17 protein-coding genes are annotated in these 24,242 nt (G+C 73.5%); 12 read left to right on the forward strand and 5 right to left on the reverse strand.

Annotated elements, in window-relative coordinates; all coding sequences use genetic code 11:
- Window positions 1–52: 52 nt before the first annotated feature.
- Window positions 53–895, reverse strand: a complete 843-nt coding sequence (locus ACFYXV_RS23265; RefSeq protein ID WP_389383896.1) for a DeoR/GlpR family DNA-binding transcription regulator — start codon at window positions 893–895, stop codon at window positions 53–55.
- Window positions 896–1,395: 500 nt separating this feature from the next.
- On the opposite strand from ACFYXV_RS23265, the gene ACFYXV_RS23270 reads away from it, so the two are divergent.
- From ACFYXV_RS23270 to ACFYXV_RS23305, 8 genes are all read left to right on the forward strand, one after another.
- A complete protein-coding gene (locus tag ACFYXV_RS23270; RefSeq protein ID WP_389384040.1) occupies window positions 1,396–2,922 on the forward strand; it encodes an NPCBM/NEW2 domain-containing protein in 1,527 nt (508 codons plus the stop codon).
- 250 nt (window positions 2,923–3,172) lie between these two features.
- Entirely contained in the window at window positions 3,173–4,612 is a 1,440-nt protein-coding gene (locus tag ACFYXV_RS23275) for a glycoside hydrolase family 16 protein (RefSeq protein WP_389383897.1), read from the forward strand.
- 28 nt (window positions 4,613–4,640) lie between these two features.
- Complete coding sequence (locus ACFYXV_RS23280) at window positions 4,641–5,855, forward strand: glycoside hydrolase family 64 protein (RefSeq protein ID WP_389383898.1); 1,215 nt, start codon at window positions 4,641–4,643, stop codon at window positions 5,853–5,855.
- Window positions 5,856–5,955: 100 nt separating this feature from the next.
- Entirely contained in the window at window positions 5,956–6,999 is a 1,044-nt protein-coding gene (locus ACFYXV_RS23285; protein WP_389383899.1) for a LacI family DNA-binding transcriptional regulator, read from the forward strand.
- A gap of 198 nt (window positions 7,000–7,197) precedes the next feature.
- Window positions 7,198–8,502 (forward strand): extracellular solute-binding protein, encoded by a 1,305-nt coding sequence (locus tag ACFYXV_RS23290; protein ID WP_389383900.1) that lies wholly within the window; start codon window positions 7,198–7,200, stop codon window positions 8,500–8,502.
- Window positions 8,489–9,475, forward strand: coding sequence for a carbohydrate ABC transporter permease (locus ACFYXV_RS23295; RefSeq protein WP_385475576.1), 987 nt, complete (start codon window positions 8,489–8,491; stop codon window positions 9,473–9,475). The genes ACFYXV_RS23290 and ACFYXV_RS23295 overlap by 14 nt, the downstream gene beginning before the upstream one ends.
- Window positions 9,472–10,305, forward strand: a complete 834-nt coding sequence (locus ACFYXV_RS23300; RefSeq protein WP_385475574.1) for a carbohydrate ABC transporter permease — start codon at window positions 9,472–9,474, stop codon at window positions 10,303–10,305. The genes ACFYXV_RS23295 and ACFYXV_RS23300 overlap by 4 nt, the downstream gene beginning before the upstream one ends.
- 45 nt (window positions 10,306–10,350) lie before the next feature.
- Complete coding sequence (locus ACFYXV_RS23305; RefSeq protein WP_385475572.1) at window positions 10,351–11,769, forward strand: GH1 family beta-glucosidase; 1,419 nt, start codon at window positions 10,351–10,353, stop codon at window positions 11,767–11,769.
- Here the strand turns inward: ACFYXV_RS23305 and ACFYXV_RS23310 are convergent.
- The 4 genes from ACFYXV_RS23310 to ACFYXV_RS23325 form a co-directional block, all read right to left on the reverse strand.
- Complete coding sequence (locus tag ACFYXV_RS23310) at window positions 11,741–12,349, reverse strand: HutD family protein (RefSeq protein WP_389383901.1); 609 nt, start codon at window positions 12,347–12,349, stop codon at window positions 11,741–11,743. The genes ACFYXV_RS23305 and ACFYXV_RS23310 overlap by 29 nt on opposite strands.
- Window positions 12,350–12,437: 88 nt before the next feature.
- On the reverse strand, window positions 12,438–14,186 hold the full coding sequence (locus ACFYXV_RS23315; RefSeq protein WP_389383902.1) for a glycosyl hydrolase family 18 protein: 1,749 nt from the start codon (window positions 14,184–14,186) through the stop codon (window positions 12,438–12,440).
- A 109-nt stretch (window positions 14,187–14,295) separates the two neighbouring features.
- Window positions 14,296–15,021, reverse strand: coding sequence for a hypothetical protein (locus ACFYXV_RS23320; protein WP_389383903.1), 726 nt, complete (start codon window positions 15,019–15,021; stop codon window positions 14,296–14,298).
- 149 nt (window positions 15,022–15,170) lie between these two features.
- Entirely contained in the window at window positions 15,171–15,881 is a 711-nt protein-coding gene (locus ACFYXV_RS23325; RefSeq protein ID WP_385475598.1) for an NADPH-dependent F420 reductase, read from the reverse strand.
- 418 nt (window positions 15,882–16,299) lie between these two features.
- Between ACFYXV_RS23325 and ACFYXV_RS23330 the strand changes: the two genes are divergently transcribed.
- The 4 genes from ACFYXV_RS23330 to ACFYXV_RS23345 all read left to right on the forward strand — a co-directional run bounded on the left by ACFYXV_RS23330 (window position 16,300) and on the right by ACFYXV_RS23345 (window position 24,189).
- On the forward strand, window positions 16,300–18,201 hold the full coding sequence (locus ACFYXV_RS23330) for a BTAD domain-containing putative transcriptional regulator (protein ID WP_389383904.1): 1,902 nt from the start codon (window positions 16,300–16,302) through the stop codon (window positions 18,199–18,201).
- Window positions 18,202–18,312: 111 nt separating this feature from the next.
- Window positions 18,313–20,553, forward strand: a complete 2,241-nt coding sequence (locus tag ACFYXV_RS23335) for a TOMM precursor leader peptide-binding protein (protein ID WP_389383905.1) — start codon at window positions 18,313–18,315, stop codon at window positions 20,551–20,553.
- The gene (locus ACFYXV_RS23340; protein ID WP_389383906.1) at window positions 20,543–22,504 is read left to right on the forward strand and encodes a TOMM precursor leader peptide-binding protein; all 1,962 of its coding nucleotides are present in this window, start codon (window positions 20,543–20,545) and stop codon (window positions 22,502–22,504) included. The genes ACFYXV_RS23335 and ACFYXV_RS23340 overlap by 11 nt, the downstream gene beginning before the upstream one ends.
- A gap of 71 nt (window positions 22,505–22,575) precedes the next feature.
- The gene (locus ACFYXV_RS23345; protein ID WP_389383907.1) at window positions 22,576–24,189 is read left to right on the forward strand and encodes a nitroreductase family protein; all 1,614 of its coding nucleotides are present in this window, start codon (window positions 22,576–22,578) and stop codon (window positions 24,187–24,189) included.
- Window positions 24,190–24,242 lie beyond the last annotated feature (53 nt).

Consider the following 24,242-nt stretch of genomic DNA (forward strand, 5'->3'; position numbering starts at 1 on the left):
TCTCAACCAGGTTCCTCAGCCGTGCTGCTTCCCGCGACGGAGCTGGGGACGTTCATCCGTACGCGACTGGGGAGCTTAGCTCGTACGCCGACACCACGTCGGCCAGCAGCACCTCACCGACCCGCTCGGTGACCGCGGCGGCCTCTTCCGGGGGAAGCGAGTCGGTGACCAGTACGTCGACCTCCTCCAGGGAGGCGAACGTGGTGAGCCCCACGGCGGACCACTTGGTGTGGTCGGCGAGGAGCACGGTCCGCCGCGCGGAGCGCAGGAACGCCCGGTTGGTCTCCGCCTCGGCGAGGTTCGGCGTGGTCAGGCCGGTGGCGATGCCCAGGCCGTGGCAGCCGAGGAAGAGCAGGTCGACGTGGAGGGAGCGGATGGCCTGGTCGGCGATGGGTCCGACGAGGGCATCGGAGGGGGTGCGGATGCCGCCGGTGAGGATCACGGTGAGGGTGTCCCCGGCGCCGCCGCTGCGGCGGACGTCCTCGAAGACCTCCGCGGTGCGGACCGAGTTCGTGACCACCGTGAGGTCGGTGACCTCGGCGAGCTCCCGGGCCAGCGCGTGGGTGGTGGTCCCGGCGGACAGGGCGATGGCCGAGCCCGGTGCGACGAGGGCGGCCGCCGCCCCGGCGATGGCCCGCTTCGCCGCCGTCTCCCATTCCGACTTCGCCTCGAACCCGGGCTCGTGACTGCTGGCCTCGTCGCCGAGCACCGCGCCGCCGTGCACCTTGCGCAGGAGGCCCTCGCGGGCGAGGACGTCCAGATCGCGCCGGACGGTCATGTCGGAGACGTTCAGGGAGCGGGTCAGCTCGTTCACCCGCACCCCGCCGCGCCGGCGCACCTCGTCGAGGATGAGGGCGCGGCGCTGATGGGCCAGCAGGCTGCCGGTCTCGGTCATGAGGCGGTTCCTCTCCTGGGGGCACCGGCGTCCCCGGTCGGCAGAAGCATCCTGAGGGATTGAACAGAAGTCAACAGACTTCGACAAAGGTGCAGTTGAAGAGCTCACCACCCACCGGAGACCGACGTCGCGGCCATCGACCGTCAGCGGATCCGCGCAGCCGTGTCTCTTGACATGCCCCCGCTAAGACAGTGTGATGTGGGCGTTCTCGTCGGAGTCCGTTCGTTCCTGAGGATTTCTGCGAGAACTGACGGACCGACCGTACGCCTCAGGTCACATTTCCGCACACACTCCCCCGCCCGGAACTCCGGGCCCCACTCCCCCAGGAGCCGTCTGTGCACTCGTTACGAAGCGCCGTCGTCCGCCGCTTGACGGCGGCCCTCGCCGCCCTGCCGTTGCTGGCCCCGGCGGCGGGCGCCACCGCACTGGCCGGAACGGCGGTGCTCGCGGGCGCCGCGCCCGCCGCCGCCGTGGGCGACGGCCAGGCACTGACCCCGCCCATGGGATTCAACAACTGGAACTCCACCCACTGCCGGGCCGAGTTCAACGAGGCCATGGTGAAGGGCATCGCCGACCTCTTCGTGGCCAAGGGCCTCAAGGCCGCCGGCTACCAGTACGTCAACCTCGACGACTGCTGGGCCCTGCCGAACCGCGACGCCTCGGGCAACCTCGTCGCCGACCCCGTCCGCTTCCCCGGCGGGATCAAGGCCCTCGCGGACTACGTGCACGCCAAGGGCCTGAAGTTCGGCATCTACACCAGCGCCGGCACCAAGACCTGCGACACCGCGGGCTTCCCCGGCGGCCTCGGCCACGAGCAGCAGGACGCGAACCTCTTCGCCTCCTTCGGCGTCGACTACCTCAAGTACGACAACTGCAACAACCAGGGCGTGGACGCGAGGAAGCGGTACACGGACATGGCCGCCGCACTCGGGAGGACCGGCCGCCCCATCGTGTTCTCGCTGTGCGAATGGGGCGAGAACCAGCCGTGGACCTGGGCGTCGAGCCTCGGCCACCTGTGGCGCACCACCGGGGACATCGGCGACAGCTGGTCCTCGATGATCTCCATCGCGCACAGGAACCAGCCGCTCGCGCCGTACGCGGGTCCCGGCCAGTGGAACGACCCGGACATGCTGGAGGTCGGCAACGGCGGGATGACCGCCACCGAGTACCGCACCCACTTCACCCTCTGGTCGATGATGTCGGCGCCGCTGCTGATCGGCAGCGACCTGCGCAAGGCGACGGCCGAGACCTTCGACATCCTCTCCAACCCCGATGTCATCGCCCTGGACCAGGACGCCCTGGGCAAACAGGGCACGGTGGTCTCCGCCTCGGGCGGGCTGGTGGTGATGGCCAAGGAGCTGGCGAACGGCGGCCGGGCGCTCTCCCTGACCAACGAGACCGGTTCCACCGCCACGATCTCCGCCCGGACGGACGCCCTGGGCATCGGCAACCGCGCTCCCTACGCCCTCAAGGAGCTGTGGACCAAGGCCGCTTCGACCAACACCAGCGGCACGATCAGCGCCTCGGTCGCCCCGCACGCCACCGTCGTCTACCGGATCGCCCCGGGGCCGGCGCCGCTTCCGCCGGCCGGCACCTCCCACCTCTCCGACCTGCCCTGGACGGGTGCGAGCAGCGGCTGGGGGCCGGTGGAGAAGGACCGGAGCAACGGCGAGCAGGCGGCCGGCGACGGCAGGACGCTGACCGTGGGCGGCGTCGCGTACGCCAAGGGGCTGGGCGTGCACGCGGCCGGCAGCCTCACTTACCACCTCGGCGGCAGGTGCACCGGCCTGACGGTGGACGTAGGCGTCGACGACGAGAGCTCACGCACCGGAGCGGTCGCCTTCCAGATATACCGGGACACCACCAAGGTCGCGGACAGCGGGGTCGTCACCACGGCGGACACGGCCAGGAGGCTCACCGCCGATCTGACCGGCGGCCAGACGCTGCGGCTCGTCGTCACCGACGGCGGGAACGGCATCGACTACGACCACGCGGACTGGGCGGCGCCCCGGCTCACCTGCGCCTGATCTCCCGCGTCCACCGGCCGCCCGAGGCACCCCACCGAGAGTGAAGGCCGGAGGAAGCGGAGGAGGACCGGAGGAAGGGCGGACCCGCCACCGCGCGATCCGCCCTTCACGCCTTGAACTCATCGCGCCCATATGCCCGTTGGTGACGCGAAGCCTTGACGCCCGGGTGCGCCGGGAGCACAGTGGCCAGCGGCGCCGCTTGAGAGCGCTCTCATCCAGCGGCCCGCCTCCCCGAAGAGAGGGCACACCCATGCGTCTCCCCACAGGCAGAAAGCGGCCGTCCGTCCGGCGCTCCGTCATCGCCGCCTTCGCCGCGATGGCGGCGGCCGCCGCGGCCGCGGCCGTGGTCACCCTGCCCGCCAACGCCGCCGCTCCCCCGCCCCCGCCCCCGGCAGGCTGGACCCAGGTCTTCCTCGACGATTTCAACGGGGCCGCGGGCTCCGGCGTGAACACCGCCGACTGGCAGTACACCACCGGCACGAGCTACCCCGGCGGACCCGCCAACTTCGGTACGGGCGAGATCGAGACGATGACCGCGAGCACCTCCAACGTCTCCCTCGACGGTTCCGGGAACCTGCGGATCACCCCGCTCCGGGACGCCGCCGGCAACTGGACCTCCGGCCGCGTCGAGACCCGCCGCTCCGACTTCCAGCCCCCGGCCGGCGGCAAGCTGCGCACCGAGGCGCGGATCCAGATGCCGAACGTCACCGGGGCGGCGGCGAAGGGCTACTGGCCGGCGTTCTGGATGCTCGGCGCGCCGTACCGGGGCAACTGGTGGAACTGGCCCGGCATCGGCGAGATCGACATCATGGAGAACGTCCAGGGCATCAACAACGAGTGGGCCACCGTGCACTGCGGTACGAGCCCGGGCGGCCCCTGCAACGAGACCTCCGGAATCGGCGGCCAGCGCGTCTGCACCGGGACCACCTGCCAGGGCGGGTTCCACACGTACGCGGTGGAGTGGGACCGGTCCACGGCCGTGGAAGAGATGCGCTTCTACCTCGACGGGGTCAGCTTCCACACCGTGCGCGCGAATCAGGTGGACGCCGCCACCTGGACCAACGCCACGAACCACGGCTACTTCATCATCCTGAACGTGGCCATGGGCGGCGGCTTCCCCGACGCCTTCGGCGGCGGACCCGACGCCGGCACCCAGCCCGGCCACCCGATGGTGGTCGACTACGTGTCCGTACTGCGCTCGACGGGCGGCACGACCCCGCCGACCACGCCCCCGACCACGCCCCCGACGACACCGCCCACCACCCCGCCGTCCGGCAACCGCGACGCGTACCGCGCCATCGAGGCCGAGTCCTACGACGGCCAGGCCGGGCTCGGCACCGAGACCACCACGGACACGGGCGGCGGCCGGAACCTGAGCGCGATAGCCAACGGCGACTGGGCCCTGTACAAGGGGGTGGACTTCGGCTCGACCGCGGCGACGCAGTTCTACGGGCGGGTCGCGAGCGGGGCCGCCGGCGGGGTCGGCGGACTGGTCGAGGTCAGGCTGGACAGTCGTACCAACCCGCCGATCGGCAGTTTCTCCGTCGCCGGCACGGGCGGCTGGCAGAGCTGGCGGACCGTCCCGGCCAACATCGGCCCCGTCACCGGCACGCACGACGTGTACCTGACCTTCACCAGCGGCCAGGGCGCCGACTACGTGAACGTGAACTGGTTCGACTTCGGCCACTGACCGCGTCGAGCGGACCGAGGAGACGCCCGTGAACGCACGCCGACCGCTCCCCCTGCCGGTGCTGGCCGCACTGATCGCCCTGCTGGGGTTGCTCCTGCCGGCTTCCGCCCACGCCGCGGCACACCCGGCGCAGGACGGGACCGGGAGCTTCCCGATCACCTTCCGGAACAACACCCGCGGCACGTACACCGATGCGCAGGTCTTCATCACCGTGCTCGGCCAGGTGACACCCGGCCAGTGGTCGTACATGAAACCCGACGGTTCCATGGCGCACATCAGCCACCTCGACGCCACCGCGCCCGGGCACCTCGTCAAGAACGGCGTCAACTACCCCGACATGTCCTTCACCCTGGCCCGGGTCGGCGGGACGGTGCCCTCGCCGGCATCGATCCGCGGGGGCCGGATCTACGTCTCGCTCGGCTCGCCCCTCTACCTCCCGGTCTCCCCCGACGACCAGGGCTGGGGCGGCCCCGACCTGCGCAATCCCAACGATCCGAACAGTGACGTGTACTACGACTGGTACGAGTACACCTACGTGCGGGGCCAGGTCGCGTTCGGCGGAAACACCACCCAGGTCGACCAGTTCGGCTTCCCGATGACCTCACGGCTGCGCCAGACCTCCAGCGGCTACGACACCACCCGGGGGATCACCCGGACCCGCGCGGAGGTCATGCAGCAGTACGCGGCCTCCGTCGGGCCGGCCTTCAGGCCGCTCCAGAACGGCTACCGCATCGTGGCGCCGCGCTCCTCGAACCTGTTCCTCGACGGCGGGACGCAGCAGAACCACCTCACCGCCGCCATCGACCAGGCCTGGGCCCGGTACACCGCCCATCCGTTCACCCTCACCCGGCTCGGCGAGACCTTCTCCGGACGGGTGTCCGGCTCCACGCTGACCTTCACCAAGAACGGCGTGGGCCCCTTCACCCTCCACAAGCCCACCTCTCCGGACGTCGTGGCCTGCGCGGGGGCGCTGGCCTCGGGCAACGACACCGAGAAGCAGCTCGGTGCCGAGTTCTGCGCCGCGTTCAACAGGGGCGTCGCCCTCGACACCACCGCCTGGTACAGCCCCGCGGCGTACTACGGCGGGGCGGCGAAGAACGACTACGCCGGCTTCTTCCACACCGTCGGCCTGGACGAGCGGGCCTACGGCTTCCCCTACGACGACGTGGGCGACCAGTCCCCGGTCCAGATCCTCGGCAACGCCGAGCCTCCGACCGGGCTGACGCTCGGCATCGGCTGGTGATCTCCGCCCGTTCGCCGGGAGCGCTCTCAGCCTCCCGGCGGTACGGGTTACCCTGCTGTTCGTCGCGCCAACAGCCCCCGGACCCGCAGGAGGAGCGCCCGTGCCCGAACAGCTTCCCGGTCACCGCCCCACGCTGGAGGCCGTTGCGGAGCGCGCCGGGGTGTCCCGGGCGACCGCGTCCCGCGTCGTCAACGGCGGCGACGGCGTCCGCGCCCATCTGGTGGAGAAGGTCCGCGAGGCCGTGCTGGAGCTCGGGTACGTGCCGAATCCGGCCGCCCGCACACTGGTCACCCGGCGCACCGGGGCCGTGGCCGTGATCATCGCCGAGCCGGAGATCCGGATATTCTCAGATCCCTTCTTCTCCCGCCAGATCCGCGGCATCAGCAAGGAACTCACGGCGCACGACACGCAGTTGGTCCTGCTGCTGGTGGAGGACCGGGGGGACTACGACCGCATCGAGCGCTACCTGGCCGGCGGCCACGTCGACGGGGCGCTCGCCTTCTCGCTGCACACCGACGATCCGCTGCCCGCGATCACCCGCCGCGTGGGCATGCCCACGGTCTACGGCGGCCGGCCCGGCTGGACCGCCGGCTCCGGGGAGCACGGCGGGATCGCGTACGTGGACGCCGACAACCGCGGAGGCGCCCGCGAGGCCGTACGGCACCTGCTGGACCGGGGGCGGCGGCGGATCGCGCACATCGCCGGCCCCCTGGACCAGACCTCGGCGGTGGACCGGCTCGACGGCTACCGGGACGTACTGCTCGACGCCGATCCCGCTCTGATCGCGGAGGCGGACTTCACCGCGGCGGGCGGGGCCGCGGCCATGACCGCCCTGCTGGAGCGCTGCCCGGACCTCGACGCGGTGTTCGCCTCGAACGACCTGATGGCGACGGGCGCCCTGCGGGTGCTGCGGGAGCGGGGACTGGCCGTCCCCGGGGAGGTGGCACTGGTCGGGTTCGACGATGCCGAGCTGGTGGCGGAGACCGCCGATCCGCCGCTGACGACCGTGCGCCAGGACATCGAGGGCATGGGGCGCCTGATGGCGCAGCTGCTGTTGCGCACCCTGAACAAGGAGCAGGGTGACCGGGCCGTGCCCGCTTCGGTGGTGACCCCCACGGCGCTGGTGCGGCGCGGATCGTCCTGATGCCGCGGAGGCCGGCAAGAGCGGCGTGAACTCGCCTTCCCGGGCGGGTGATTGTGGACGAAAGGGCTCAGCCTCGGGTACGACTCTTGACGGGGCCCGGGCTGCGGGTGCACGCTCCAGTCGCGTTCTGAGAGCGCTCTCAAGACTGGCGCGCTCACACCCCCGCACCCTGTCCGTCCAGGCCAAGGAGGCCGCCCCATGTCGATCCCCCGAACCGCGACGAGAACCGCGGTCCGCCTCGGCGCCGCCGCCCTCGCCGGAGTGCTCCTGGCCGCCTGCGGATCCGGTTCGGGCGGCGGCTCCGCCGACTCCGCGGGCGGCGACGTCACCCTCACCGTCGACCTCTTCGGTGCGTTCGGATACCAGGAGTCCGGCCTCTACGCCGAGTACGAGCGGCTCCACCCCGGCATCAAGATCAAGCAGACCGACACCGAGGACGAGCAGGACTACTGGAAATCGCTCCAGACGCGCCTCGCCGGCGGGGGCGGCCTGGCCGACGTCCAGGGCATCGAGGTCGGCCGCATCGCCTCGGTCACCCAGCAGCAGTCCGCCAAGTTCGTGGACCTGAACCAGTACGGGGCCGGGGCGCTCAAGGCGCAGTTCGCCCCCGCCAAGTGGTCCGCCGCGACGACCAAGGACGGCAAGGTGCTGGGCCTGGGCACCGATGTCGGCCCCGAGGCCATGTGTTACCGCAGCGACCTGTTCCGGGCCGCCGGCCTGCCCACCGACCGCACCGAACTGGCCACCCGGTGGGCGACGTGGGACGGCTACCTCGAACTCGGCCGCCAGTACAAGGCGAAGGCACCGGCCGGCAGCGCCTGGATCGACAGCGTGGGCAGCCTGAACGCGATCATGGTCGGGCAGGAGAAGGAGCGTTACTACGACGCCTCGGGCGCCCTCGTCTACGAGAACAGCCCTGCCGTGAAGGCCGCCTGGGACGCCTCGGTCAAGGCCGCGGGCGAGGGGCTCAGCGCCAAGCTGGACCAGTGGTCGCCGCCGTGGAACCAGGCGTTCTCCTCGGGTTCCTTCGCCACCCTGCCCTGCCCCGCCTGGATGCTCGGCTACATCAAGGGCCAGGCGGGGGACGCGGGCAAGGGCAAGTGGGACGTCGCGAAGCTGCCTGGCGGCGCGGGCAACTGGGGCGGCTCGTACCTGGCGGTCCCGGCCGCGGCCGCCCACAAGAAGGAGGCGTACGAGCTGATCAAGTGGCTCACCGCCCCCGAGCAGCAGACCAAGGTCTTCCGCGGGCAGGGCAATTTCCCCTCGGCCACCCAGTCGATCGGTCAGATAGCGGACGCCAAGGACCCGTACTTCTCGGACGCGCCGATCGGCCGGATCTTCGGCGACGCCGCCGAGCAGGCCCCCGTCCAGGTGCTCGGCGTGCACGACAAGGACATCGCCGACCAGATCAACAACGCGCTCAGCGAGGTGGAGCGCAAGGGCACGGCGCCCGAGACGGCCTGGTCGAACGCGAAGAAGGCCGTCAAGAATGCCCTCGGCTGAGCCCCTGGCACCCAAGTCACCGAAGGCGGCGGCGGTGCCCCTCGCCGCCACCCTCCCGCAGGAGCTCCCGCGCCGGCGGCGCGGGCGGCCCGCCTCGCTGTCCCCGTACGCCTTCCTCGCCCCCTTCTTCACCCTGTTCGCCGCCTTCGGGATCTTCCCGCTGCTCTACACGGCGTACGTCTCCCTCTACCGCGCCGAACTCCAGACCCCGGGCGAGCTGGAGTGGCGCGGGCTCGGCAACTACACGGCGCTGTTCTCCGATCCGTTCTTCTGGACGGCGCTGCGCAACACGTTCACCATCGGCGTGCTGTCCACGGTGCCCCAGCTGCTGATGGCGCTGGGGCTGGCGCACGTCCTCAACTACCGCCTGCGCGGCCGCACGTTCTTCCGTACCGCGCTGCTGCTGCCGTACGCGACCTCGGTCGCCGCCGCCTCGCTGATCTTCGCCCAGCTCTTCGGGCACGACTTCGGGCTGATCAACCGGCTGCTGGACCTGGTGGGCGTCCACCCGGTCGACTGGCAGAACGGCACCGTGGCCTCCCAGATCGCCGTCTCGTCCATCGTCGTCTGGCGCTGGACGGGCTACAACGCGCTGATCTACCTGGCCGGCATGCAGACGATCCCGGCGGAGCTGTACGAGGCGGCCGAGGTCGACGGCGCTTCCCGGTGGCGGCAGTTCCTCCACGTCACCCTGCCCGGGCTGCGCCCCACGATCGTGTTCACGGCGGTCGTCTCGACCATCGGCGCGACCCAGCTGTTCGGCGAACCGCTCCTGTTCGAGGGATCGGTGTCCGGGGGCATCTCGCACCAGTACCAGACCCTCGGGCTGTACATGTACGAGCAGGGCTGGGGCTTCTTCCACCTGGGCCGGGCCGCGGCCATCGCCTGGGTCATGTTCCTGCTGATCGCGGTGCTGGTCGGGGCGAACGCCTGGGCCGTGCGCCGCCGTTCCCCCAAGGAGGCCGGCCGATGAGCGCGACGGTCACCGCCCGGCGCGGCGGCAGGCTCACCTACGCGGTCCTGATCTGCGCGGTGCTGGTCTCGGCCTTCCCGCTGTACTGGACCCTGGTCGCGGCCAGCCGCTCCAACGCCGAACTGGCGCGCCCGCTGCCGGCCCTGCTGCCCGGTCCGCGGCTGCTGGACAACTTCCGGTCCGTCCTGGACGAGGCGGCGATCGGCAAGGCCCTCCTCAACTCGCTCATCGTCTCGGGGTCGATCACCGTGGGCACGGTGCTGTGCTCCACGCTGGCCGGGTTCGCCTTCGCCAAACTCCGCTTCCGCGGCCGCGGGGCGCTGCTGGCAGGCGTCGTCGCCTCGATGATGATCCCGCCGCAGCTCGGGGTGATCCCGCTCTTCATGCTGATCGTCGAGCTGCACTGGGTCAACCAGCTCCAGGCGGTCGTCCTCCCCGGGCTCGTCTCGGCCTTCGGGGTGTTCTTCATGCGCCAGTTCCTGGCGCAGTCGCTGCCCGACGAGCTGATCGAGGCGGCCCGCGTGGACGGGGCCTCGCACGCCCGGATCTTCTGGTCGATCGTCGTGCCGATCGCCCGCCCGGCCATGGCCGTCCTGGGCCTGCTGACCTTCATGACCGCCTGGAACGACTTCTTCTGGCCGATCGTCGCGCTGTCCTCACAGGAGCCGACCGTCCAGGTCGCGCTGCGCCAGCTGGGCGGCGGCTACGTCCACGACCAGTCCGTGATCATGGCGGGCACCCTGCTCGGCACCCTGCCCGTACTGCTGGTCTTCGGACTCCTCGGCCGCCAGATCGTCGGCGGCATCATGCAGGGCGCGGTCAAGGGCTGACGCAGCAGCCCCCGGCCCTCCCCTCACCCCTTTTGGAGCCTTTCCATGACCACGCTCGACGCGTCCCCCCGTCCGAAGACGGGGCTCGCCTTCCCGGCCGGCTTCCGCTGGGGCACGGCCACCGCCGCCTACCAGATCGAGGGCGCGGCCGCCCTGTACGGCCGGACGCCCTCCATCTGGGACGCCTTCAGCCACACCCCCGGCAAGGTCCTCCACGGGGACACCGGGGACACGGCCGCCGACCACTACCACCGCATGGACGAGGACGTGGAGCTGCTCCGGCGCCTCGGCGTGAGCGACTACCGCTTCTCGGTGGCCTGGCCTCGGGTCCAGCCCACCGGCCGGGGACCCGCCTCCCGCAGCGGGCTGGACTTCTACCGGCGGCTCGTCGACGCGCTGCTGGCCGCCGGGATCCGGCCGGTGGTCACGCTCTACCACTGGGACCTGCCGCAGGAGCTTGAGGAACTCGGCGGCTGGCCCGTACGGGAGACCGCCGAGCGGTACGCCGAGTACGCGGGGCTCGTCGCCGGGGCGCTCGGCGACCGGGTGACCAGTTGGACCACCTTCAACGAGCCCTGGTGCTCCGCCTTCCTCGGCTACGCCTCCGGGGTGCACGCCCCGGGCCGCACCGAGCCGGAGGCCGCGCTGCGGGCCGCGCACCACTTCAACCTGGCCCACGGCCTGGGCACGGCGGCCCTGCGCGCGGTCGTCCCCGCGTCGGCCGAGGTCTCCCTGACGCTGAACCTGCACGCCCTGCGGCCGCTGACGCGCTCCGCCGCCGATCTGGACGCGGTGCGCCGGATCGACGCGGTGGGCAACAGGATCTTCCTCGACCCGGTCTTCCGCGGCCGCCTGCCGGAGGACCTGGTCCGGGACACCGCCGGGGTGACGGACTGGTCCTTCGTGCGGGACGGCGATCTGGCGGCGGCCGCCGGGCCGATCGACTGGCTGGGCGTCAACTACTACTCCCCGACGGTGGTCGCCGCCGCGGAGCCGGGGCTCGGCACCGCCCCCGCCGGGCCCTTGCCGTGGGTGGGTGCCGAGGAGCACGTACGCATCCTGCCCGCGCCGGGGCCGCGGACGGCCATGGACTGGCCCGTGGACGCGGGCGGGCTGCACGAGCTGCTGGTCCGGCTGCGCGACGAACTGCCGGGCGTGCCGTTGCTGATCACGGAGAACGGCGCGGCGTACGCGGACTACGCCGACCCGGAGGGCGATGTGCACGATCCGGACCGGATCGGCTATCTGCACGGCCATCTGGCCTCGGTGCACCGGGCGATCGGGGACGGCGCGGACGTGCGCGGGTACTTCGTGTGGTCGCTGCTGGACAACTTCGAATGGGCGTACGGCTACAGCAAGCGGTTCGGCCTCGTCCACGTCGACTTCGCGACCCAGCGGCGCACGCCGAAGGACAGCGCACGCTGGTACGCCGACGTCATCTCCCGGAACGGGCTGCCAGCCTGACCACCGCCGCGTGGCCCCGGGTGCGCAGGACGCAGGCGCCGTCGCCGTCGCCGTCGCCGTCGCCGGAGATCCTGACGGCGTCGTACGGGCCGAGGGCGACGGGCCCGGCCCCGGTTCCGAGTTCCGCCGGGCCCCGGAGGGCGACCACCAGCAGGGTCTCCTGCGGTGCGGCGGCGAGCGCGAGGGTGCCCCGTACGACCGCGGTCTCCGCCCGCACCCGGTCCCGGCGGTACATGACGTTGAAGTTCACGACGGGCCCGTCGACGAGCCGGCAGCCGGTGGGGACGTCGCCGGGGAACTCCTGTGGGGCGTAGCGCTCGTCGACGAGGCGGCGCGCGCCCGCCACCGTGAGGTCCATGCCCGCGCCCTCGGCCAGGGTCAGCGTGCGGTCGACTCCGGGAAAGGCGGAGAACGGCCCGTCGGCGGCCACCTCCGCGAGGCTGATCCGCCAGCCGAAGTCGGCCATCGCGGCGCCTTCGGGCCAGGCCGCGATCTCCCGGGTCACCCCGCCGCCGTTCTTCCAGGCGACCGCTTCGCGGTCGCCCGCGCGCAGGATCCGGACCTCGTCGCCGCCGGTCATGGCGCTGTTCCTTCCGTCGGGTACGCACCGCCCCGCGTGGGGCGGTGCGTACCCGGGCGGCCGTGGCCGAGCCTATCGACTCCGGGACCTACCCGAGCGAGAGGTCGTCCCCGTAGACCGCTCCCTGTCCGTACCAGCCGTGCAGGTAGACCGTGACCGTGCCGGAGGCCCCGGTCGTGAAGGGAACCGTCAGCTTCGACCACCCGGTCGAGCTGGTCCACGCACTGGCGCTCGCGCCGCCGCGGACGCCCAGGTAGGCGTAGCCGCCCTGGACCCACCCGGCGAGCGTGTACTTCGTGTTCGGGGCCAGGGTCAGGGTCTGGGCGCATTCCCCGGTCTGCGAGGAGGTGGGCGCGGTCTTCAGCGCGTACGAGCCCCCGTGCACGGGGGTGCCCACCACCGCGCCGCCGCTCTCGCAGGTCCAGGGGGCGAGCGCGCCGCTTTCGAAGCCGCTGTTGACCAGTGCGCCGTTCCCGCCGCCCGGGCCGGAGACCGTGAGGGTGAGGACGGCGGTGTGGGTGAGGCCGCCGGAGGTGCCGGTGACGGTGATCGGGTACGTGCCCGGGGCGGCCGCGGCGGAGGCGGCGACCGCGAGCCGGGCCGAGCCGCCCGCCGTCACCGAGGCCGGGTCGACGGAGGCCGTGACTCCGGCGGGTGCGCCGGAGGCCGTCAGGGCGACGGCGTGCGCGGTGCCGGAGACGACCGCCGTGCTCACGGTGGCGGAGGTGGAGCCGCCGGGCGCCACGGAGGCCGAGCCGGGCGCGACGGCGAGCGAGAAGTCGTCGGCGACGGGACCGCCGCCGCCGGTGAACGGCGCGAAGGTGTGGCTGAAGTACCAGGGGTCCTGGACGATGCCCGAGCAGGAGTCGGAGCCGCCGGTTCCGGGGCAGCCGCCGTTGTCGCGCTGGAGCGCCCAGAAGGACAGGGTGTTGATGCCCTTGCCGGTGGCCCAGTCGTGGACGGCCGTGGCGTCGGCGGTGGTGAAGGTCTCGGCGGGGCCGTAGTCGTCGATGCCCGGCATCTCGGTGACGCCGATCATTCCCCAGAGCTGGGCGGGGGTCTTGGCCGGGTACAGGGCGGCGAGCTGGTCGTGCAGACCGGTGGCGGCGGTCTGGGTGTCGGCCGCCATGTGGTGGGTGGCGCCGTCGTAGTAGTCGAAGGTCATCAGGTTCACGACGTCCACCCGGGCGCCCGCCGTCTTGGCGCTCTTGAGGACGGCGAGGCCGCTGCTCGCGAGGCCGCTCGTGGTGGTGGGCAGGGTGTACGAGACCTGGAGCGGGCGGCCGTCCGCCGCGGCCCAGTCCTGGACCTTCTTGATCGCCTGGTTGCGCCGGTCGATGCCCGCCTTGTCGGTCAGCGAGTTGTCCTCGATGTCCATGTCGAGCCGGGAGACCTCGTAGGTGGTGATCACCTTCTCGTACGCGGCGGCGATCGCGTCCACGCTGGTGCAGCTGTCGGCGATCTCCGTACCGCCGTTGTCGGCCGCGTAGCCGCCGAAGGAGGGGATGACGTCACCGCCGCGCGAGCGGATGGTGGCGAAGTCGGCGCCGAAGACGGAGCCGGAGACGGGCTGTCCCGTGTCCCCGTTCCAGTACGGGGTGCAGGAGCCCCTGGCCTCGGTCTGTAAGAACGCCATGGTCAGGTACTTGGCGCCGGACTTCTGGGCGAGGTCGGCGGGACTGTCACCGTTGTACGCCTCGAAGTACGGGGCGAAGACGTGCGCGGGCAGCGGGGTCGCGGCGTGGGCCGCGCCGCCGGCCCCGAGGACGAGGCCGGCGGAGGCGAGGACCGTGGTCAGGACCGCGGACAAGGCATGGAGGGGCCTGGGACGTCTCATCGATGCTCCCGGTGGGGCGCGAGCGAACGGGCGGACGCCTCATGATTGGTCTGGACCAGGTGTGGGTCAAGGGTCCGGACCGCTTCGATTGCCGCGGTGTGGGCGGGAGTTACAGGATGCGTCGGGTGGTGAGGGGCAGCGAGAGGTGGCCGGGGTGTTCGAAGTCGGCCCGCGTGCCCTCGGCGGCGTCCGTGTCGATCGCGTACACCAGGAGCGGGCTGCTGCCGGTGGGGCCCGTGGCGGTGGCGCGCAGCCGGTAGCGCTCGGTGCGGACCGCGTCGCGGGCGAGGGCGGCGCCGCCCGTGTAGAGGTGGGCGGGCTTGGCGTCGGTGGCGATGCGCAGGTCCGCGGCGCTCCAGGCGCCGGTGGCCGGGTCGCGGCGCTCCAGGACGAAGGGGGCGGCGGGTCCGGGGAGGTCGCCGGGTTCGCCGGTGAGGGGCTCCATCTGGAAGGCGATGAGCAGGTGCCCGTACGCCTGGGCGTTGCCGTTGCGGACGGTGACCGTGAACTCCTGGGCGGGGCCGCCGCGGACCAGCTTCAGTCCGCCGGCGGCCGGAGCCGCCGCGGTCAGGGACAGCCGGGTCGCGGGGGCCGGGGGCGCGGCCGGTGTCTTCGCCGGCGCCGCCGAGGACGCGGAGGCGGCGGCCGGGGTGGGAGTGGCCGTCGGCGCGGAGGGGGTCGCCGTGGCCGACGGGGACGCCGAGCCGGAGGCCGGGGCGCTCGCGGAACGGACGGGGGCGGCCGGGCGGTCCGGGTGACCGGAGCAGGCCGTCACGGTGGCCGGGAGCGCCGCCAGCACCGCCGAGGCGATCAGCAGACGGGGTCTGACGTGCATGGTGGGCCTCCTGCGGCTCCCGTGAGGGCAGGACCGTAACAAGCCGGGGGCATCGGTGCGGGGGCGCGGAGGATGACACTTCGGTATCGGTTCCGCGGCGGGGCCGGGGCCGGCGCGGGAGGCCCGTACTCCCGCGCCCGCCCGGGGGGTCAGCCCTTGAAGGCCGCCTGACGGACCGGTGAGGCCTCGGCGAGGGCCTTCACGACCGCGTCGGTCCCCGCCCGGAGTCCGTACACGGGAGTGCCGGGCTGCTGGCGCCACGAGTCCTCGATGGCGCCCGCGTCGACGGTGTCGAAGCCGAGCTCGTCGATGAGCGCCCGGACGGTCTCCTTGGCCGCCGCGTCGTCGCCGGCCACCGGGAGGGCCACCCGGTCCGGGGCTCCGGCCGGGCGGTGCAGGGCCAGGATGTCCTCCGCGTACGTCCCGTTGAAGGCCTTGACCACCGGGTGCCCGAGGCGGCGCTGGCTCCAGCCGCTTTCGGTCAGGCCCTCGTCCTCGATCTCGGCGATGCGGCCGTCGCGCTGCTGCGGGTAGTAGTTGCCGGTCTCGATGAGGACGAAGCCCTCGGCCGCGCCCTCGAAGAGGCCGGCGGGCAGGTCCGCCACCTTCTTGAGGGGGACGGTGACCACGACGACCTCGGCGCCCCGCGCCGCCTCCGCGACCGTGACGGGGGTGGCCCCGGTCTCCTTCGCGAGGTCGGCCAGGGTCTCGGGGCCGCGGGAGTTGGCCACGGACACCTCGTGTCCGAGGGCGGTGAGACGGCGGGTGAGGTTGCCGCCGATGTTGCCTGCGCCGATGATGCCGATCTTCATGAGCTCTCCAGTGCGTGCAGGGTGGTCGGGTGCTGCGTGGAGCCGGATGCTGCGTGGAATCCGAACCACCGGACGCCCCCGCGCATTCCGCGCCCGGCCCTCCCGTCCCACGGATCCCCCGAACGAGTGGCCGGTTCCCGGCCGTACGAAATCAGCCAGCGGACTTCGGCGGCGCCTGACCGGAAATCGACTTCGATTGCGACCTGACGAGATCCGCACAATGAATTCGTTTACACGTGAACATCCCCGCCAACCGGTGGTAACTTCACGGGACTCCAGAGTGACGGGGAGAAAGAGAATCGCCCTGCCGTCGAAAACAAGCCGCACACCACTCGACTTTCACAAGATCCCTTATGTAGTGTTTCATTCATTCGCCGCCCACCAGGGGGCGGAGAGCGGGACGCGGCCGACCACCGCCCCTGTCCTGCTCGTTCGCGAAATACGTGACCCGACACGAGGGACCAGTATGCGGTTCCAGCTTTTGGGGCCGTTGAGTATTGCCCACGGCCCGGAAACCGTAGTTCTCAAGCCGTCCAAGCCGACCAGTCTTCTCGCCGCGCTTCTTCTGCATCCGGGGGTCGTCGTTTCGACGACCTATCTGGTGAGTGCGGTGTGGGACGGGGAACCGCCGGCCACCGCGCGGGCCGCGCTGCAGACGTGCGTTCTGAGGCTGCGGAGGTTATTCACCAAGTACGGCATATCCGCGACCACCATCGAAGCCGTGCCCGGCGGATACCGGATGCACAACGACGCCGAGACCCTCGACCTCGTCCTCTTCCGCACGCTGATCTCGCAGGCGGCAGCCGCCGGCGGCGGCCCGGGCGAGGAGCTCTACCGGCTGCGCGAGGCGCTGTCCCTGTGGCACGGGCCGCCGCTCGCCAACGTGGCTTCGCGGATGCTCCGGCGCGACGCGGTGCCCTCGCTCGAACAGGAGCGGCTGCGCGTGCTGGAGCGGGTGTGCGATCTCGAACTGGCCGCCGGGAACTGCCACCAGGTACTCGTCGACCTGTACGAGAGCGCCCGCCGGCATCCGGTGCGCGAGCGGTTCACCGAGCAGCTCATCGAGGCCCTCTACCGCACCGGCCGGCAGGCCGAGGCGCTCGCCGAGTACCGCACGGTACGCGACCGGCTGCGCGACGAGCTCGGAGTCGACCCGGGGGCCGGTCTGCGCCGCCTGGAACTGGCCATCCTGCGCGCCGAGGAGCTCGGCGGGCCGGAAGCGGCCGCCCTGGGCACGGCGGCACGGCCCGCTGCCCCCGGGCCGGCGTCAGGGCCCGCTGCGGCACCGGCGGCGAAACCCGTCCCGCCGCCTCCGGCGGCCGGCCCCGGCCTGCCGGGGCCCGCCGGGACCCCGGGCGCGCTGCCCGTACCCCCGTCGCGAGCGGCCGGGCCCGCGGCGGACAGCGGCTGGCGCGGGGTGCCCACGAAGGGCCGGCCGGGCGGACCGGGCCTGACGCCCGTGCCCGGGTTCGCCGGGCGGGAGGCGGACCGGGGCGCCATCGCCTCCCGCCTGACCGCACCGGACGGGCCCCGGCTGGTGGTCGTCTCCGGGGCGCCCGGCATCGGCAAATCGGCGCTGGCCCACCAGTGCGCGTACGAGGTCCGCGACCGGTTCCCCGGCGGGGTCTTCAGCCTCCCGCTGACCCGGCCCGACGGCACTTCCCTCGGCCAGGACGAGGCCCGGGAACTGCTGCCCGGACCGGAGGACGGGGGCCGCCGGCTCCTCGTCCTCGACGACGCGGCCGGCGCCGGGCAGGTGCTGCCGCTGCTGCCCGCCGCCGAGAACGCCTCCGTCCTGATCACGAGCAGACGGGGCCTCGCCGCGGTCGTCGCCACGCACGGCGGCGCGGTGCACCGGCTGGACGTCCTCGGGCCGGACGAGGCGTACGCACTGCTCGCCGGGCTCGTCGGGGCCGACCGGATCGCGGCCGAGGCCGGGGCGGCAGCGGAACTCGCCGGCGTCTGCGGCCACTTCCCGCTCGCCCTGCGCATCGCGGCCGGCCGGCTGCTGACCCGGCCCGGCCTGTCCGTGGCCGACTGCGCGTCCTGGCTCGCGGAGGAGCCACCCGCCCGGCTCGCCCTCCCCGAGGATCCACGGCTCTCCGTACCCGAGGTGCTCGGGCGGGCCGTGGACGCCCTCTCCCCCGAACTGCGCGAGGTCTTCCTCCGCCTGGGCGCCCTCGGCCCGCAGGCCCCCCTCGCGGAGGCCGGATCCGAAACCGACCTCGAACAGCTGGTGGAGGCGGGGATGCTGGAGGACGGCCCACCGGGCAAACCGCCGTACCGCCTCCATTCCTTCCTCCGCGTCTACGCGCGTTGGCTGGCCCGCGGACCCCGCCCGGCGGCCATCGCCCCGGCCGCGCGCTGAACTCCCCACCGGTCCCGCCCCTTCCCCCCGGCCCCGTCCTCCCGGATTCTTCCCTTCCCCGCGCCCTCGCCCGTCGTTCCCCTCCGCCCACACCGCACCCAGGGGTGTCCCATGTCCCAAGACAGCTATGAGACCGTCGCCGCCTCCCGGCCCCGGATACGCCGGGACGTGCTCTTCACCGAGACACCCGACGGCGTGCTGTTCCACAACTCCGACGGCGGGTTCCGGCTCACGGCCCGCTCGGCGTACCGTTTCGCCACGCTGATCGTCCCGCACCTCACCGGCGAGCACTCCGTCGCGGAACTCTGCCAGGGCTTCGGCGACGCCCAGCGCGCGATGGTCGGCGAGCTCGTCAAGACGCTGTACGAACGGGACTTCGCCCGCTCCGTCCCCGCCGGGCGGGCCTCCGGCGGCCCGGTGGCCCCGCCCGACGTGGCGCGGCGGTTCGCGCCGCAGATCGCGTACGTGGACCACTACGCCGACGAGGCCGAGGACCGGTTCCTGCGCTTCCGCGGCACCAAGGTCGCCGTCCTCGGCGAGGACGCCGTCGCCCGCTGGTGCGCCCTGAGCCTGGTCCGCAACGGCTGCGCCGTCGTCGGGGTCCAGCTGTCCGGCACGGAACGGCACCCCGTCGAGGAGGAGGCGCAGGAGGCGCGGGCCGACGGCTGTCCGGTGGGGATACGCACGCTGGGCGAGTCCGAAGTACCCCTGGGGTGGGGCGAGTTGGAAGGCTTCGACTTCGTCGTGGTCACCGGGGGTCATACGGCCCCCGCACGGCTGCTCCCGCTCCTGCGCGCCGGGATACCCGAGGGCCGCAGCCTGCTTCCGGCCTGGTCGTACGGCTCCGACGCCGTCGTCGGCCCGCTGATGACCGACGGGACCGAGGGCTGCTGGGCCTGCGCGGCGCTGCGGCTGGGCTCGGCCCGCCCCGGCTCCGGGGCCGCCGCCGACCTGTGGAGCGAGCTGGCCCTGCCGGGCGGCGCGATCACGCCGTCCGGTCCCGCGCCGGGGCGGCCGCTGGCCGCGATGATCGGCAATCTGCTCGGGTACGAGGTCTTCCGCGCGGCCACGGGCGCGCTGCCCGCCGAGACCGCCGGACGGCTGGTCGTCCAGGACATGGAGTCGCTGGACGTCAGCGCCGAACCGCTCTTCCCGCACCCGCGCTGCCCGTTCTGCGCCGCGCGGGACGGGGCGGACGCGGCCGACGCGGCGGACACGACCGACGGCCGGGCGGTGCAGCCGGTGGACCTGACCGCCGCGGGCGGTTCGGGTGCCCCCGCCCTGCCGACGCCCGACACCGCCCGCGAAGCGGACGCGCTGGTGGAGGAGTTGAACCGGCGCTCCGCCATCGTCCGCCCGTACGCCGGGGTGTTCACCCGGTTCGCCGACGAGGCACTCACCCAGATCCCCCTCAAGCTGGGCGTGGTCGAGCTGGGCATCGGGCACACCGGTGCGCGCACGATCACCGCCTTCGACATCCACCACGTCGCGGGCGCCCGGACGCGCGCCCTGGACGCGGCGGCGCTCGTGTACGCCGAGCACGTCGTCCCGGCGCGCGGGCTCGTGAACGGGTCCGGCGCGGTGGCGCCGCCTCTCGCCATCGCTTCCGGGCTGCCGGGCGCAGCCGGCGTCCACCAGCGCGCCGTCTCGCTCCTGACGAAGGAGTCCGTACTCGTCCCGGCCGGCGCCGTCCGCCCCTTCGGACCGCACAACGCCGACCGGCTCTTCGAGCGGACCCGGGCAGGGGCCGGTGCGGGCCCCGCCCCCTCCGACGCCGCCGCGGCCGGGCTCCTCTCGGCCCTCGCGTACGACGCGCTGCTGCGCACCGTACGGGGCGCCCCGGCGACCCGGGTCCCGCTGCCGGACCCGGACGGGCCGGACGCCGAACTCGCCTTCCTCGTACGGTCGGCGGACCGGCTGGAGCTGCCGGTGGAGCTGCTCGACCTGGGCGAGGGCGACCGGAGCGGGGCGAGCGTGCTCCTCGCCCGGTCGGCGGAGCGCTGGGCCGTCGGCAGCGCCCTGGACCGGCGGGCGGCCGCGGTGGCCGCGCTGACCGAACTCCTCGGCGCGGCCCAGTGGGAAGGCGACGGGTCGGGCGGCGGGCTGCCGGCCGATACCGGCGATCCGCTGCTGCGCGATCTGGACCCCCGCGCTCTGGCGGTCGCCGGTGCGGGCGGTGAGGCCGGCGCACCCGCCGCCGCGATCGGCTGGCCGGAGGTGCTGGAGCGGCTCGGCGCCGCGGGCCGCGATGCCTACGTGGTCCCGACGGGCGCGCCCGAGCTGGCGTCCGCGGGGGTCCACACGGTGCGGGTGCTGCTCACGGCGGTGCGGGAGCCCGGCGATGACGCGTAGCCGCCCTCCGCTGGTCCGGGCCGATCCCGCCGTGCGGGACCTGCTCGGGGCGGTGGCCGCCGAGCGGTTCACGGCGCTGCTGGCGCGGGCGTTGGACGCGCTCGACGGGCCGCCGGTGGAACTCTCGGTGCTCGGGGCGCGCAACGCGTTCGCCGAGCCGGAGCCGCCGCCCGTGCGGGCATTGCCCGCACCCGCCTTGCCCGTACGGCTGTACGGCCGCCAGGCCGTGTTGGGCCCGGTGCCGGTCCCGGGCGGAGGTCCGGGGTGCGCCCGGTGTCTGGAGCGGCGCTGGCAGGCCGTGCGGTCCGTGGCGCTGCGGGACGCCCTGGAGCTGGGCGGGGGCACCCGGGCGGCGGGCGGGTGGCCGCACGCCCACGCCTTCGCCGCCGACGCCCTCGCGGCGCTGGTCGCGGGGGCCGTGGCCGCCCCGGCCCCCCGTGAGCCGTTCCCCGCGGTGCACTCCCTGGACCTCGCCGCCGGCGCCGTCCGGCACTACCCGCTGGTGCCCGACCCCGAGTGTCCGGTGTGCGCGGTGCGCGTCCGCGACGCGCCGCGCGCGCTGGAGCCCCTGCCGCCCGCGCCGAAGTACCGGGAGGGGGCCTTCCGCACGAGACCCGTGGAATCGTACGACCTCGACGTGGCGGCCTTCGCCAATCCGCTGTGCGGGGCCCTCGGCCCCTCCCTCGTCCAGGACATCTCCTCCACCTCCACCTCGGCGACCATCGGCTGCTTCTCCCTGCGTTCGGGCCCCTACCTGCGCGAGACCTTCTGGGGCGGCCACACCGACTCCTTCGACCGCAGCGCCCGGGTGGGGGTGCTGGAGGGGCTGGAGCGGTACGCGGGGATGCGCGCCCGGGCCCGGACGACCGGGGTCCGGGGCTCGCTGGAGCGGTTCGCGGCCGAGGCCGTGGACCCGAGGGAGGTCGGCCTCTACAGCGAGCGGTTCCACGCGGACAATCCGCGTGTGCGGCCCTTCGCCCCCGACCGGGACATCCCCTGGGTCTGGGGCTGGTCGCTGCGCGATCACGTGCCGCGCCTCGTGCCCGAAGTGCTGACGTACTACCACTCGCCCGGCCTGGAGAACCGCTTCGTCCAGGAGAGCTCCAACGGCTGCGCCACCGGCGGCAGTCAGGCCGAAGCGATCTACTTCGGGCTGATGGAGGTCATCGAGCGGGACGCGTTCCTGCTGGCCTGGTACGGGCGCCAGCCGCTGCCCGAGATCGACCCGGCGACCAGCGGGCGCACCTCCACCCGCGTGATGGTCGACCGGCTCGCCCTGTACGGGTACCGGACGCGGTTCTTCGACACCCGGATCACCTTCCCCGTGCCGGTGGTGACGGCCGTGGCCGAGCGGTTCGACGGCGGGCCCGGCCGGATGTGCTTCGGGGCGGGGGCCGGGCTGGACCCGGAGTCGGCGCTGGACTCGGCGCTGTGCGAGATCGCGACGGACGCCGTGAACCTGCCCGGGCGCACCGAGCGGGACGGGGCCCGGCTGCGCGCGATGGCCGCGGACTTCGACCTGGTCACCGCCCTGCACGACCATCCGCTCGTGTACGGGGTTCCGGAGATGGGCCGCCACGCGGACTTCCTGCTGCGCGGGCCGGCCGGGGCGCCCCTGCGGGCGGTCTCGGCGCTGCGCCCGCCCGAGTCCGCGCGGGGTGGCGCCGGCTCCGTGGGCGACGTGCGCGAGGACCTGGCGCGGTGCGTCGACGCGGTGACGGCCGAGGGCTTCGACGTGGTGGTGGTCGACCAGACGCTGCCCGAGCAGCGGGTGCTGGGACTGCACACGGTCAGCGTGCTCGTGCCGGGACTGCTGCCGATCGACTTCGGCTGGTCGCGCCAGCGGGCGCTCGGCATGCCCCGGCTGCGGACCGCGCTGCGCCGGGCGGGGCTGCGCGAACGCGATCTGGAGCCGGGCGATTTCAATCCGGCGCCGCACCCCTTCCCCTGACCGCCTGCTCCTCCCCCGACCGCCTGACCTTCCCCGACCGCCTGCCCGCCCGCCCGATCGAAGGAGGACCCGTGGGCCACGCCCATGACTACGCCACCGCCATCATGCACCGCGGACGGGTGCCGATGGAGCCCGTCGACTTCGTGCCCGACTGGGCCGACCGCCCGCGCAAGGCCAAGTTCCATCCGGGCGCGGAGACCCTGCCGCTGCCCGAACCGCGGTACGGGGAGCCCTCGGCCGGACCCGCCGGCGGGTTCGACCTGGCGCTGCTCTCCGGGATGCTGCTGGACTCGTACGGGCTGACCGGCCGGCGCCTCGGCGTCCAGGCCAATACGGATCTGGCGGCGCTGCCGCACTACCCGCAGGCCAACTGGTCCCGCGGGACGGCTTCCGGGGGCGGGCTCTACCCGGTCGCCGTCCACTGGGCGGCCGGTCCGGGCGGCCCCCTCACCCCGGGCGTGTACCACTACGCGCCGCACCGGCAGGGCATGCGCCGGCTGCTGGCCGGCGATGTCACGGGGGACGTCCGGGACGCGCTGGGGGCCGGCGCCCCGGCGCACGCCTCGGGCGCCTCCCAGTACCTGATCCTCAGCGTCAAGTACTGGCAGAACTCCTTCAAGTACAACAGCTTCTCCTTCCACGCCGTGAGCATGGACGTGGGCACGGTGCTCCAGACCTGGCGGCTGTGGGCGCGGGAGCAGGGGCTGCGGATCGCTCCCGTGCTCTGGTTCGACGAGGAGCGGCTCGCACGGCTGCTGGGCGTGGACCACCGGGAGGAGGGGGTCTTCGCGGTCGTGCCGCTGGAGTGGGCGGGCGGTGACCGTACTGCGGGCGGTGACCGTAAGGCGGCCGGTGACCGTACGTCGGCCGGCGGGGAGGCCGCGCCCGGGTCCTCCGCTCCGGCCGCCATCCGCCACCGCGACCGCGAACGCTCCCGCCGCGTCCTGACGTTCGAGTCCCTGCGCCGGATCCACGAGGCCACCCTCGGCCGCGCCGCCGACCGCCCGGCGCCCGGCGCGCTCGACGACGCCGCCGCCCGTCCGCCGCGCGGGGTCGACCCGCTGCCCCTGCCCGCGCCCGCCGCCGCCCCGACCGGCGTCCACGCGGCGCTGCGGGCGCGGCGCAGCAGCTTCGGCCGGTTCGACGCGAGTCACCCGCTCGCGGGGCGGGAGTTGGCCTCCGTGCTGGCGGACTGCGCCGCCACGGCCGTCGGCAGCGAGGCCGAGCGGCCCGGGGGCCCGGGGCTGACCTCGCTGTACGTGTTCGTCAACCACGTCGAGGGGGTCGCCCCCGGCGCGTACGCCTACGATCCGGCGGCCCGCACCCTGCGCCTGGTGGTCCCGGGCCCGCCCGGCCCCTTCCTCCAGCGCAGCTATTTCCTCTCCAACTACAACCTGGAGCAGGCGGGCGCCGTGATCGTGCCGACCGTGCGGACCACCGCCGTGCTCGACGCCGTGGGCGACCGCGGCTACCGGCTGGTGGGCGCCGCCGTCGGGGCGGTCGCCCAGACCTTCTACACGAGCGCCGCGGCTCACGGCCTCGGCGCGGGCGTGGCACTCGGCTTCGACACGGTCAGCCACATCGAGGAGCTGGGGCTGACCGGCACCGACGAGGCGCCGCTGCTGATCATGCTCCTCGGCCACGAGCGGTCACGGCCGGCCGATTTCCGCCACGAGATCGCCTGACGCGACCCCGGCACCCCGGCACCCCGGCACCCCGACCTTCGACCCCCGACCCC

Origin of the sequence: Streptomyces sp. NPDC002181, from assembly GCF_042890485.1 — a bacterium.
Lineage (GTDB): Bacteria > Actinomycetota > Actinomycetes > Streptomycetales > Streptomycetaceae > Streptomyces.